The following is a 12354-nucleotide window of genomic DNA, read 5'->3' as shown; positions in this document are numbered from 1 at the left end:
GTAGTCCACTAGAGGTATCACATTTCCAAAAATCTTAGCAATAAATGAATTGGCTGTAGAGATATACATCTGTATTATTTGCATCTACTTGTAGCATGAGTGTCACCACGATCTCAACTAACTTGTTGTATCCAACTAAAACCTTAATAACCGTAAAAATACTTTATATGTTTGAAGATTTGATAAAGATCGGCTAAACAATAAACAATTTTTAAACAATTTTTGTTATTTTGCTAATTTAATTCTTAAGAAAACAGGTAAAAATATAACAAAACTACAACTGTGAAAAAATAGGTAAGTTCAACAATACTTTTTGATTGAGCCTTGTTCTTTTTTTTTTGTTTTGTATTTTTGTACCCAAGGTGGGTAATCTAAAAGTAAGTGCAATAGCTACTGAAAATATTTGTAAGTAACTGGGAAACTATGAGAATTTTGGTTACGGGCGGTGCTGGGTTTATTGGTTCCCATCTCATCGACCGACTAATGGCTGCTGGGCATGAATTAATATGCTTGGATAATTTTTACACTGGTCATAAACGCAACATTCTGAAATGGTTAGGCCATCCGTACTTTGAATTGATCCGCCACGATATTACCGAACCAATTCGGTTAGAAGTGGATCAAATTTATCATTTAGCTTGTCCTGCTTCACCAGTACATTACCAGTACAACCCAGTTAAAACCGTTAAAACTAACGTGATGGGAACACTGAATATGTTGGGGCTAGCTAAACGTGTGAAAGCAAGGTTTTTCTTAGCTTCCACTAGCGAAGTATACGGAGATCCAGAAGTTCATCCCCAAACTGAAGAGTATAGAGGTAGCGTCAATCCCATTGGAATACGTTCATGCTACGACGAAGGTAAAAGAATTGCTGAGACTCTAGCATTTGATTACTACAGGCAAAATAAAGTTGATATTCGAGTTGTTCGGATATTCAACACCTACGGGCCGAGAATGTTAGAAAATGATGGTCGGGTAGTGAGCAACTTTATAGTTCAAGCCTTGCAGGGTAATCCTTTAACTGTGTACGGTGATGGTTCGCAAACTCGTAGTTTCTGCTACGTTTCTGATTTGGTAGAAGGATTCATCCGCCTAATGAATAGCGACTACATTGGCCCAGTCAATCTGGGCAATCCTGGTGAATACACGATTTTACAATTGGCACAAACTGTGCAAAATATGATCAATCCAGACGCGCAGATTAAGTTCGAGGCACTACCTTCGGACGATCCCCGACGTCGCCAGCCTGATATCACAAAGGCAAAAACTTGGTTAAATTGGGAACCTACCATTCCTCTGCAAGAAGGTTTAAAACTGACAATAGAAGATTTTCGCGATCGCATTCAAAGCGATGCCAATAATTCAACCAGCTGAGTGGCCTCTAACGTCGCTCTAAATTTTCATCCAGGCTAATCCGATTGGTAGCTAGTCTATGTTAGTTACTGAGTTTTCTTAAGTGTGTAAGTGTAAAATTGAGAACTTCTTTTTGAAAATTAACCCCAAAAAAGTGAGGAGTTAAATAAATGCGTGTTTGCGTTATTGGTACTGGTTACGTTGGTTTAGTTACAGGTGCTTGCTTGGCTCATATTGGGCATGATGTAATTTGCGTAGACAACAACGAAGAAAAAGTTAAGTTAATGAAGTCTGGGCAGTCTCCAATTTTTGAGCCGGGACTCTCAGAAATTATGCAGTCAGCCATTCAAGCAGAGAAGATTCATTTTACTAGTGATCTTGCTGCTGGCGTTTCTCATGGAGAAATTCTGTTTATTGCTGTGGGAACGCCACCTTTACCCACTGGTGAAAGTGATACTCGTTATGTTGAAGCTGTAGCCCGTGGGATTGGGGAAAATCTCAACGGTGGTTATAAAGTCATAGTAAATAAATCTACAGTACCCATTGGCTCAGGTGACTGGGTGCGGATGCTTATTCTGGATGGTGTTGCAGAGCGGCAGAAAACACTCATACCCGCAGGTGGAGTGCCGAGTGATGATAAATTATCTGAGTTTGCAGCCGAATTTGATGTAGTCAGCAATCCAGAGTTTTTGCGAGAAGGTTCAGCAGTTTACGACACCTTCAACCCCGATCGCATTGTATTAGGGGGCAATAGTCAAAGAGCTGTAGCATTGATGCAACAACTGTATGGCCCAATTGTTGAACGCAAGTTCGCTGCCGATCAATCTCTTCCTCCTGTGCCAATTTTAGCAACAGACCTCAGTTCGGCGGAGATGATTAAATACGCCGCTAATGCCTTTTTAGCCACTAAGATTAGTTTTATTAACGAAGTTGCTAATATTTGCGATCGCGTCGGTGCTGATGTTACTCAAGTAGCCAGAGGTATCGGTCTAGATTCTCGCATTGGTAACAAGTTTTTACAAGCTGGTATTGGTTGGGGTGGTTCTTGTTTCCCCAAAGATGTCTCCGCACTGATTCACACTGCTGATGACTATGGTTATGAAGCCCAGCTACTGAAATCTGCTGTCAGTGTCAACGAACGCCAGCGATTGATTGCTTTGGAAAAACTCCAACAAGTTCTGAAAATTCTTAAAGGCAAAACAGTCGGACTACTCGGACTGACCTTCAAGCCCGATACCGACGATTTGCGTGACGCCCCAGCACTCAACCTAATTGAGCAGCTAAACCGACTGGGAGCCAAAGTAAAAGCCTACGACCCCATTGTTTCCCAAACAGGTCTACGTCATGGGCTTTCTGGCGTGCTAGTAGAAACCGATGCCGAAAGACTAGCTGACGGCTGTGACGCCTTAGTACTTGTCACCGAATGGCAGCAGTTCAGCACTCTCGACTATGTGAAGATGGCAAAATTGATGGCCCACCCCGTTATCATCGACGGTCGTAACTTCCTCGACCCCGAAGCAATGATACGCGCTGGATTCCAATATGTAGGTGTGGGAAGATAGAAAGTACAGACGCGATTAATCGCGTCTGTACAGGAGTTAAGAATGATAATAAAAATTAATTACAACTTAGTAATTAATAACTCCTAACTCCCTTCAAAACCTAAAAATTAAACTACCGTCTAGAATCATCTAGGCGGTAGTTTAATTTGTTTAAAGTTTCACTTTACTTTGATTATTTGCGTGTAATCTTGCATTAAGCGCTATTTGGAATACGTTCAATTTCAGCATATCCACTGAAAATAAGTTTTTGACCTTCAGTTTCTAATCGGTTGAGCCGCATTTTCACTCCATCAAGGTCAAAACGATCGAGATCAACCATATTATCTAAAATTTCTGCTAGCGCCACGCTCAAGGTTTGCGAGATTTCGCGTTGTGCTTCTGGTACTTGGTCAAGTTCGATTTTTGGATCTTTGAAAGAAACTCGCCGCCGCCTTTCAATGCCTATAGTTAGGATCATGCTCAGGGGTACAAGTTCGCCATTGTTTAAATCTGCTTTTGCTACAAGCTGCAACCGATTTTCAGGTAATAGCTGTACCTGAACTTCCGTAAAGGAGACTGGTTCTCCGCCAGATAATGCTGTCAATGATGGTACGGTGAGGTTAAGCAGGCGCTTTTTCACCAGTTCCGCATTAAAGGCTTGGTTGATGCCTGCTTCTGATAAGATTACTTGAGCAATCGCTTGAGTGGGTTGCTTCAGACTGAGTTTGCCCTTTAAAACCGAGCCGAAGTCAATGGCAACCGCATCAGTTTCAAAAGACATCTCCTCAACCGCGAAATCTTTCCGAATCACCAAGCCACGACCGCTCATTTTGAAGCTATCAATGCTGCCTTGCAAGAGCTTGCTGGAGGGGTAGCAGCGCACAAAGACTTCTACTGACTCGCTCATGCTAAACAGGTGGCGAATCGTTTGGCTAGCGACTGTGTTGAGCATTCGCTCTCCCCAATCTGTGCCTTTAGGATCTTGTAAACCAGTAAGTCCGCCGAACATGTGGTTTTGGGTCTCTAGAAGTTCTTTGTACTTTTGTAACAAACTGTGAAGAATACAGCAAGCGATCCCGTGATTAATTGTGCTGATGGGTAGGTATAGGATGGCTGATGATTACTATTTTTTGTATTAAATATTACTTTATTAACTCCTGCATAGTAGTTTTAGCTGTAGATATCTTCCAAGAATTTCTGTAAAAAGTGTTACCAGTAACTTAGAGAAGGGAATACTTGAATAAGGTTATTTGTAAGCTTTTTAGCACCGCTGACAATGACACAGCGAAATCAAACCTAGCTCATTAGGTATCATTCGCTTGTGCAGAAGGTTTTAATAATCTCAGTTTCGCAATTATACGCTAAAACTATGAAGGCAACTGAAACCAACTTTCTCAAATTTCTTGAAGGGAAACATCAATTTGTAATACCCATTTACCAGCGTACTTATTGTTGGACGCTCAAGCAATGTCAGCAATTATGGAATGACATAGTGCGTACTGGGAGGGACGAGAAGGCATCAGGACATTTCATTGGGTCGGTAGTCTACATTGATCGTGGTCTTTATCATGTGACTTCGGTTCCACAACTGCTAGTGATTGATGGACAGCAACGACTAACTACGCTCTCTTTATTACTGGCAGCTTTTGGTAAAGCTCTAGAAGAAACTGAAGCTAAGTTAGAAACTAGCCGTCGTAAAATCGAGAGTTATTATCTGTTCAATAAGGAAGAAGAAGGAGAAGAGCAATATAAGCTACTGTTAACTCAAAGCGATAAAGATACATTTATTCGGCAAATAGAAGATCGTGAGTTACCTGCTACAGTATCTCCCAGGATCAAGGAAAACCACCAGTTTTTTGAGAATCAGATTCGTAAGCAAGAAATTGACTTGAATATCCTTTATAACGGAATCAAAAAGTTAATTATTGTAGACATATCGCTAGATCGATATCGAGATGATCCGCAGCTAATTTTTGAGAGCCTCAACTCTACAGGGCTTGACCTCTCGCAAGCGGATATGATACGGAATTACGTACTCATGGGATTAGAACCTAACGAGCAAGAGCAAATTTATAATAGCTACTGGTTTCCAATGGAGCAGAGTTTTAATAAAAATGCTTCGACAGAGCAGTTTGACCGCTTCATCCGCGACTACTTGACCTTAAAATCTCCAGTTGGTTCTATTCCTAACATTAGAGATGTTTACCGCAGCTTTAAAGTATATGTGCAGGCTAAAAAAGGCATATTTATTAAAGATATAGTGGAGGATGTCTACTGTTACTCTAAATATTTTGTTAAGATGGCTTTTGAACAGGAAACTGACTTAGAAATTAAACAAGTATTAGCAGATATCAATACCCTTAAAGTAGATGTGGCATATCCTTTTCTACTAGAAGTTTATGATGATTATGTTCAAAATCTTCTAAAGCGGGAAGAATTCATCAGCATTCTTAGAATGGTAGAAAGCTACGTCTTTCGGCGGGCTGTGTGCGGTATTCCCACAAATTCTATGAATAAAAACTTTGCTACTATAAGCCGAGAGATTGATAGAGAAAATTACTTAGAAAGTTTACAAATTGCCTTGATTAGTAAGGGTGCTTACCAAAGATTTCCAGATGATGAGGAGTTTCGTCGAGAATTCATAGTTAAGGATATTTACAATTTTCGCAACCGCAACTATCTGTTTCGTAAACTAGAAAATTATCAGCGTAAAGAGTTAGTAAATATTGAAGAATATACTGTTGAACATATTCTCCCACAAAATCTAAAACTTTCTTTAGAATGGCAAGCAGATTTGGGAGAAGATTGGAAAGAAATTCAAGCTAGGTATTTACACACTATTGGCAATCTAACTTTAACTGGATATAACCCTGAGTTGAGCGATCGCCCATTTATAGAAAAGCGGGATATGCAAAATGGGGGATTCGCAGATAGTCCTCTAAGGTTGAACCAGGGGTTACGAAATCTTAAACACTGGAACGAAATAGAAATCAATAAAAGAGCAGTATTATTAGCAAATAATGCTGTAAAAATTTGGTCTTTTCCAGCAGTTAATCTGGAAACTGAGAATTTAAAAGTTAACCAAACACTTCGCACTCATCATGGTGAAACCCTTCAAGGGGAAACCTTGAAATTATTTGAGGTAATTCGTAAACGAATATTAAACTTGGATGCATCAGTTCGAGAAGATTTTAAAAAGCATTATATTGCCTATAAAATTAAAACAAATTTTGTGGATATTGTTCCCCAAAAAAGCGGACTTCGTTTATCCTTGAATTTACGATTTGACGAAATTAATGACCCTAAGGGATTATGCAAAGACATAACGAATGTTGGTCATTGGGGCAATGGTGATGTGGAGACTAAATTTTCGTCTTTAGACCAGATTGAAGATGTCATGTTTTTAGTAAGCCAAGGTTTCAACAAGTACAGTGCTGATTTTGAGTAATAAAGTAGGCTAGAAAAATATAGCGATCGCAATCTCTACGCAAAAGTTGGAGCGCAGCACATCCATTAATCCTGTAACGACAGCCCAAATCGTAATCAGAGGTTCGTGAAGATTGGCAAGTACCATTATTGCTTGAGTGTGACACGAATCATTTCGATTTGCCAATGCTAACAAAAAGCCAGTATCAACGATAACCATATTTAGCTTTTAAGCCATCTTTCAAAATTGATTTGTAATTTACAGACAGATTCGGATGTGCCTCACCGCAACCAATAAAGCCTGTTTAGGTGAGCATCGAGAGAGGATTCTTTTGCTGCTGCTGAAGTTGTTGGTAGTACAATTCGAAGGCAGACTTAATTACATCTGTTACTGCCTGATTAGTCTGCTGTTGAATAAAGGCTAGTTTGTCAGCATACTCGTGATCTAATCGCGCATTAATTCGCATCCTTAGGTTCGTTTGTCATACAAATTGTATGACAAACATAATATACTTCTACCTCGTCAACAACTTCCGGCGCAGATTATCCAACGCTGCATTGGCACTGACATGACGAATTAAAGCTCGACCTCGCACTGTACCAAACTGATATTCAAAACTTGCTACTTCATTTTTTGGGCCAGCTAAACCAACGTAAACTAAACCCACCGGTTTAGTATCTGTCCCTCCAGTTGGGCCAGCAATACCAGTAATACTCAATCCCCAAGTTGTTGCAAGGCGGGTTTTGACTCCAACTGCCATTTGCTCTGCAACGATCGCGCTTACCGCCCCAAATTTATCTAAATCTTCTGGGTTAACCCCCAGCAGCCGAACCTTCACCGAATTGTCATAAGAAATTACTCCACCCCAAAAGTAATCAGAACTTCCAGAAATCTCGGTCAACATTTGCCCCAGTCCGCCACCAGTACAAGATTCTGCCACCGAAAGCGTTTCTTTTGATGCCCGCAACAACTGACCGACTACGGTAGAAAGAGTATCATTATTAACACCGTAAAAATCCAGTCCGGCAATTTCTTTAAGTTGTTTCTCAATGGGCGCAATTAGTTCTTCTGCGGCTGCTTCGGAAGTGGCTTTAGCAGAAACTCGCAATCTTACTTCTCCCTTACCTGCATAAGGAGCTACTGTGGGATTTGGCAACTTCAAATAAGAAGTAACTTTTTCCGCCAAAGCAGATTCACCAATACCCCAAAACTTTAAACTCCGACTGTAAATAATTTCTTTACCCCAACCTTGACTTTTGAGAAATGGCACGGCTGTTTCTTCCCACATCAGGTGCATTTCACTGGGAACACCGGGAAAGGTAAAAATCGTGATTTCAGGACGGGGTTGCCAAATGATACCGGGTGCTGTTCCAGTGGGGTTGGGGAGAATTTCTGCACCTTGGGGAATCAAAGCCTGCTTGCGGTTACTTGGTGACATAACCCGACCTCGTTGGGCGAATTTCTGGGTTATGTCTTCAATGATATCAGAACGTTCTACCAACGGGACTTTAAAAAAATCGGCGATGGTTTCGCAGGTGAGATCATCTGGTGTTGGGCCGAGTCCACCAGTGAAAATGAGAATTTGCGCTCTGGAAATAGCAATTTCTATAACTTGCTTCAACCGTTCTGGATTATCCCCAACCACTGTTTGATAGTAGTGGGGAATACCTAGCTGCGCTAATTGTTGCGCTAAAAATTGAGCATTGCCGTTGAGGATATCTCCTAGCAATAGTTCAGTACCAACACAAATAATTTCTGCACTCATTGGATTGGGGAAGGGAGGTAGGGAGCGGGGAATGGGGAGTGGGGAATGAGGAATGGGGAAGAAGAACTATTGACCAATGCCCCATGACGCCAGTTGCTTCAAGTCGGGCATTGCCCGCCCAACGTACTGGCTCCCCAATGCCCCATGCCCAATTATGCTAATGCTGGTACAGGAATTTCCAGGTGAGGATATAAGGGGAAGCGATCGCACAATGCTGCCACCCTTTGCCGACAATCTTGGGTTACTACCTCAGAATCTGGAGAAAGCAGGCGATCGCTAATAATATTTGCAATCTCAGTAAATTCTGCTACTCCTAAGCCCCGTGTGGTCATTGCTGGCGAACCTAACCTCAGACCACTAGTAACAAATGGCGACTGCGGATCAAAGGGAATAGTATTCTTGTTAGCAGTAATATTCACGGTACTTACTAGCTGATCTGCCTGCTTACCAGTTAGACTCACAGAACGTAAATCTACCAGTATTAAATGATTGTCAGTGCCGTTAGATACTAACTTTAGACCACGATTTTGCAATTGTTCGGCTAAAGCACGAGCATTTTCAATCACTTGGGCAGAATAAGTTTTAAATTCAGGCTTGAGGGCTTCTCCAAAAGCTACTGCCTTAGCAGCAATAACATGTTCCAATGGCCCGCCTTGGCTGCCAGGAAAAACAGATTTATCTAGCTTTTTACCTAGTTCTGCATCGCCAGTCAAGATTAAACCACCTCTAGGGCCGCGTAGAGTCTTATGGGTAGTTGTTGTTACTACGTGACAGTGAGGAATGGGATCGGGATGAAGACCACTAGCAACTAAACCAGCAATGTGAGCAATATCGGCAAGTAAGTAAGCGCCGATTTCATCAGCAATACTACGGAACTTTTCAAAGTCAATTACACGGGGATAAGCCGAATAACCACAAATTAAGAGCTTAGGACGCTCCCTTAGCGCCAGCTCGCGAATTTGGTCATAGTCAAGCTGTTCTGTTTGTTGACTGACACCGTAATGGCTAACTTTAAACCACTTACCTGAAAAATTTACAGGGGAACCGTGGGTGAGATGTCCCCCATGAGACAAATCCATCCCCATAATTTTATCTCCTGGTTCTAGCAGCGATAGAAATACTGCAAAATTGGCTTGTGCGCCAGAATGAGGTTGTACATTCGCATGAGCCGCACCAAATATCTGTTTAGCGCGGTTGATCGCTAGTTGCTCGATTTTGTCGATAAATTCACAACCGCCATAGTAGCGTTTACCAGGTAAACCCTCAGCATATTTATTTGTCAGTACCGAACCTTGAGCCGCCAGTACAGCGGCGGAGGTAAAGTTTTCACTAGCAATCAACTCCAAATGGTCTTGCTGACGTTGTAGTTCGTCGTTGATTAATCCTGCGATCGCCGGATCGCAGGAGGAAAGAAAGTCTGAATTAGTCCTAGTCACTTCAATTATCCTTATGGAAATTTGTACAACGGCTGATTTTGGTTGGACGCAGCACTTAAATATACAGTCAAGAGCAATGGTTTTTGACTGCTGTACAAAGGCGATTAATCGTCTCCGTACTCAGAAGGTTTATTTGCGCCAACTTATTTATTATTAGACCCAAGCTCGATTAATGCATTAATTATCATAACGTTGCTTTTTGAAATCCTCACCTTGCTGCGTGTTATAAGGTCGTTGGACAGTATTCTTTATGAACCTATGTTAAATAATGCTTACTGCGATCGCTGTTCTGTGGAATGAATTTTAGGATGATTCGCGAACAACAAGAACCCCGACTTCTTTAATAAGTCGGGGTTCTGTGGGTTGCACTTCTCACAAATCAAATAGGATTCATATAGCGATTTTGATAGTAAGCCAAAATCTGGTTAACTCGTTGCCGATTTTCTAAGCTAGAGTTTGCTGTCCACCAGAGGCTCAAGCCAGCAATTTGACTTTGATTGTAATCAAACTGTTGGGATGACTGGGGAATTAAATCCACTTCCACCCCTTCAACTTGACGTAAATGAGCTGCTATTTCTCTATAAACAGCTAAAGGCAAACCAGCAAATTCAACTTTTTCCTTAGTCTCCATCTTTATGAAGCTCCCACATTAAAGGTATTTTGGGGGGGCGTTGTCACTGAGATAGCATTGCCGGTAGCAGATGCAGCTGACGACGTTGATTTGACAGCCCCTTCCCCTACCATTTTGGCAACTTCAATACCATATTGTTCCAAAATCACGATCGGGTTGTAGCCCTGATTCATTTCAATACGTTTAATCAGTACGCCATTTGCTAATCGCTGTCCCGCCTGTACATAGCGACTTGTCGGTTCATCGGGTACTTTAATAATTGCCTGTGGTTCCTTACTAATTAGAACTACACCAGTCACAACTACTGCCCTTGCTAACTCAGGTTGTGCTGGCGGTGGCAATACAGAGACTAAAGTGGGGTTGGGGACAACTTGAGGCAAAACCTTAGGCAATACTGAAGTCAAGGTAGGATTGACTTTTTTAGTCAAGGTAGGATTGACTTTTTTTGGTAGAGAAGAAACGTTGTTTTTGTTTGGATTTAAAGCAATGCTGCGTGTTGGAAGTTTTAGTTTTACTATGGTTGCAGTAGGTAGCTTAGGCAACACGGGAACTGGTCTTCCAGATGTTTTAGCCATTCCGGGAAGAGTCTGCCCGAAAAGTTGTGTAAAAGGATCGCTTCGATCTTTTGATACCACAAGTTCTCGTGCCCGCTCTGTAGCATTAGTGGATTGAATCAAGTTAACGGATGCAAGATTAACTTGTGAAACCTGTTTGGCAGGTATCACTGGATTCTTAAAGGATTGAGCCGCTGGTGGCGACTTTTTTGCTATTTTGGGAATTGGCACAGGATTGATAGCTTGTTGTGTATCTTCAGAAGCACATCCAGCGATCGCCAAAGTTAGAATAGCTGCAATTGTAATTTTTGAAGTTCTGCCCATGAGCCTTTCTCAAAAGCCATTGGAAAATTGAAAAGTGGAAATCAACATGCCTAAAATTTGGATCAAAGGCAAAGTATGTTCCCTTTATAACCTAATTTTTTACATTTCAAGGGTTATTTATAGCACTGCCTACCCAGTATAACTGCGGCTTGGTGTTTGCTAGCAGTCAATCTTCTGCCACACCCATAAGCTCTTTCATCAAATCCAGTCCTTTCTTGACTCTACGGGAAACCGTTACTACACTGATGCCCAGATGTTCTGCAACTTGTTTTTGTGTCAAATCTTGCAAAAACACACATTCCAACACGTCGCGGGTGCGTTTTTCTAGTTGAACTAACGCTTGTTGTAAGCGAAGTTGGTCTTCTTGTGCGAGTTGAAAGCTGCGATAGTGAGGATCTGGAACCAATTCTCCCAAGCAGGTAGAACCTTCTTCTCCATCTTGGATTGGCACATCAAGACTCAAGGGAGCGCGATTAACCCATGCTAATTTAATTTCTTGCCATTCGTTTGGAGAAATTTCCAGTGCAGCTGCTAATTCCGAGTCGGTTGGTTGACGATTGTGTTTTTCACGCCAAGAACGTGATATTCCTATTGCTTGCTGTTGGAGCGCTAACCATCTCCGAGGAATTCGCACGGTGACACCTTTATCTCGGAGATAGTGTTGAATTTCACCCCGAATATAGGGAAGAGCGTAGGAACTGAAGGCATGTCCCTTAGAAATTTCAAATCTTTCAATAGCTCTGATTAAACCCAAACATCCAACCTGAAGCAAATCATCGTAAGTTTCATGACATTGATTTGTCCAGTAGTGAGCTTCTTTTCTCACCAGTCCAAAATTGAGTTTTACTAGTTGATTGCGGATATTTTCTGACGGAGATTGCTGATATTCTCGCAACAACTGCCAAATTTCGTGCTTTAGTTCAGTGGTGACTGTGGTAGGCATAGCACCGGGTTTATTGAGCAAATAAAGAATCAATTATTCGCTTTTAAATTCAGCTGCGATCGCACGATATTAAAGGAAATATTGCGCTATATTTCCTAAGCATTTGCTATGGTAGATAATAAAGATTTTCTATCAAAACTCCATAGGTTACTTGACAATCGAGCAAAATTTAAATGGGCGAAATAGCTATTTAGTTGGTTTTTTATCTTTGGTATGACCTGTAGCTGTTTTAGAACCACATAGAAATAAAATATTAAATTAATCACTAAATATCAAACCGAGATTGTACTTAACTTGAATTAATTAATGATGAAGTTAATTTAGAGAAAAAAAACAACAGTAGTTGAGCTTTTGTTTAATAAGCAAAAGTTAGATTTACA

11 protein-coding genes are annotated in these 12354 nt (G+C 41.2%); 3 read left to right on the top strand and 8 right to left on the bottom strand.

Annotation, left to right across the window (positions count from 1 at the left end; genetic code table 11):
* Positions 1 to 423: 423 nt before the first annotated feature.
* Both ACFE93_RS12750 and ACFE93_RS12745 read left to right on the top strand, forming a co-directional pair.
* Entirely contained in the window at positions 424 to 1374 is a 951-nt protein-coding gene (locus tag ACFE93_RS12750) for a UDP-glucuronic acid decarboxylase family protein (RefSeq protein ID WP_375473636.1), read from the top strand.
* A gap of 149 nt (positions 1375 to 1523) precedes the next feature.
* Positions 1524 to 2915: a UDP-glucose dehydrogenase family protein gene (locus ACFE93_RS12745; RefSeq protein ID WP_375473635.1), complete on the top strand. Its 1392-nt coding sequence runs from the start codon at positions 1524 to 1526 to the stop codon at positions 2913 to 2915.
* Positions 2916 to 3108: 193 nt separating this feature from the next.
* On the opposite strand, the gene ACFE93_RS12740 is transcribed toward ACFE93_RS12745, so the two are convergent.
* On the bottom strand, positions 3109 to 3903 hold the full coding sequence (locus tag ACFE93_RS12740; RefSeq protein WP_375473634.1) for a DUF2993 domain-containing protein: 795 nt from the start codon (positions 3901 to 3903) through the stop codon (positions 3109 to 3111).
* Between the two features lie 360 nt (positions 3904 to 4263).
* Between ACFE93_RS12740 and ACFE93_RS12735 the strand changes: the two genes are divergently transcribed.
* Positions 4264 to 6342 (top strand): DUF262 domain-containing protein, encoded by a 2079-nt coding sequence (locus ACFE93_RS12735; RefSeq protein ID WP_375473633.1) that lies wholly within the window; start codon positions 4264 to 4266, stop codon positions 6340 to 6342.
* A 9-nt stretch (positions 6343 to 6351) separates the two neighbouring features.
* On the opposite strand, the gene ACFE93_RS12730 is transcribed toward ACFE93_RS12735, so the two are convergent.
* The 7 genes from ACFE93_RS12730 to ACFE93_RS12700 all read right to left on the bottom strand — a co-directional run bounded on the left by ACFE93_RS12730 (position 6352) and on the right by ACFE93_RS12700 (position 11974).
* Positions 6352 to 6540, bottom strand: coding sequence for a hypothetical protein (locus ACFE93_RS12730; protein ID WP_375473632.1), 189 nt, complete (start codon positions 6538 to 6540; stop codon positions 6352 to 6354).
* Between the two features lie 85 nt (positions 6541 to 6625).
* The gene (locus ACFE93_RS12725) at positions 6626 to 6787 is read right to left on the bottom strand and encodes a hypothetical protein (protein ID WP_375473631.1); all 162 of its coding nucleotides are present in this window, start codon (positions 6785 to 6787) and stop codon (positions 6626 to 6628) included.
* A 48-nt stretch (positions 6788 to 6835) separates the two neighbouring features.
* Positions 6836 to 8086: a competence/damage-inducible protein A gene (locus ACFE93_RS12720; protein ID WP_375473630.1), complete on the bottom strand. Its 1251-nt coding sequence runs from the start codon at positions 8084 to 8086 to the stop codon at positions 6836 to 6838.
* A gap of 152 nt (positions 8087 to 8238) precedes the next feature.
* Positions 8239 to 9522: a serine hydroxymethyltransferase gene (glyA, locus tag ACFE93_RS12715; RefSeq protein ID WP_375473629.1), complete on the bottom strand. Its 1284-nt coding sequence runs from the start codon at positions 9520 to 9522 to the stop codon at positions 8239 to 8241.
* 379 nt (positions 9523 to 9901) lie between these two features.
* On the bottom strand, positions 9902 to 10153 hold the full coding sequence (locus tag ACFE93_RS12710; protein WP_375473628.1) for a hypothetical protein: 252 nt from the start codon (positions 10151 to 10153) through the stop codon (positions 9902 to 9904).
* Positions 10154 to 10155: 2 nt separating this feature from the next.
* Positions 10156 to 11031, bottom strand: a complete 876-nt coding sequence (locus tag ACFE93_RS12705; protein ID WP_375473627.1) for a hypothetical protein — start codon at positions 11029 to 11031, stop codon at positions 10156 to 10158.
* Between the two features lie 166 nt (positions 11032 to 11197).
* Entirely contained in the window at positions 11198 to 11974 is a 777-nt protein-coding gene (locus ACFE93_RS12700) for an RNA polymerase sigma factor SigF (RefSeq protein ID WP_375473626.1), read from the bottom strand.
* Positions 11975 to 12354: the final 380 nt, after the last annotated feature.

Source organism: uncultured Nostoc sp. (genome assembly GCF_964247315.1).
GTDB lineage: Bacteria > Cyanobacteriota > Cyanobacteriia > Cyanobacteriales > Nostocaceae > Nostoc.
This window is presented reverse-complemented; position numbering and strand designations above follow the sequence as displayed.

What these genes read in the sequence shown, in the direction of transcription:
- ACFE93_RS12750 (WP_375473636.1), top strand. Translation starts at nt 424, where the DNA reads ATGAGAATTTTGGTTACGGGCGGTGCTGGGTTTATTGGTTCCCATCTC.
- ACFE93_RS12745 (WP_375473635.1), top strand. Translation starts at nt 1,524, where the DNA reads ATGCGTGTTTGCGTTATTGGTACTGGTTACGTTGGTTTAGTTACAGGT.
- ACFE93_RS12740 (WP_375473634.1), bottom strand. Translation starts at nt 3,903, where the DNA reads ATGTTCGGCGGACTTACTGGTTTACAAGATCCTAAAGGCACAGATTGG.
- ACFE93_RS12735 (WP_375473633.1), top strand. Translation starts at nt 4,264, where the DNA reads ATGAAGGCAACTGAAACCAACTTTCTCAAATTTCTTGAAGGGAAACAT.
- ACFE93_RS12730 (WP_375473632.1), bottom strand. Translation starts at nt 6,540, where the DNA reads ATGGTTATCGTTGATACTGGCTTTTTGTTAGCATTGGCAAATCGAAAT.
- ACFE93_RS12725 (WP_375473631.1), bottom strand. Translation starts at nt 6,787, where the DNA reads ATGCGAATTAATGCGCGATTAGATCACGAGTATGCTGACAAACTAGCC.
- ACFE93_RS12720 (WP_375473630.1), bottom strand. Translation starts at nt 8,086, where the DNA reads ATGAGTGCAGAAATTATTTGTGTTGGTACTGAACTATTGCTAGGAGAT.
- ACFE93_RS12710 (WP_375473628.1), bottom strand. Translation starts at nt 10,153, where the DNA reads ATGGAGACTAAGGAAAAAGTTGAATTTGCTGGTTTGCCTTTAGCTGTT.
- ACFE93_RS12705 (WP_375473627.1), bottom strand. Translation starts at nt 11,031, where the DNA reads ATGGGCAGAACTTCAAAAATTACAATTGCAGCTATTCTAACTTTGGCG.
- ACFE93_RS12700 (WP_375473626.1), bottom strand. Translation starts at nt 11,974, where the DNA reads ATGCCTACCACAGTCACCACTGAACTAAAGCACGAAATTTGGCAGTTG.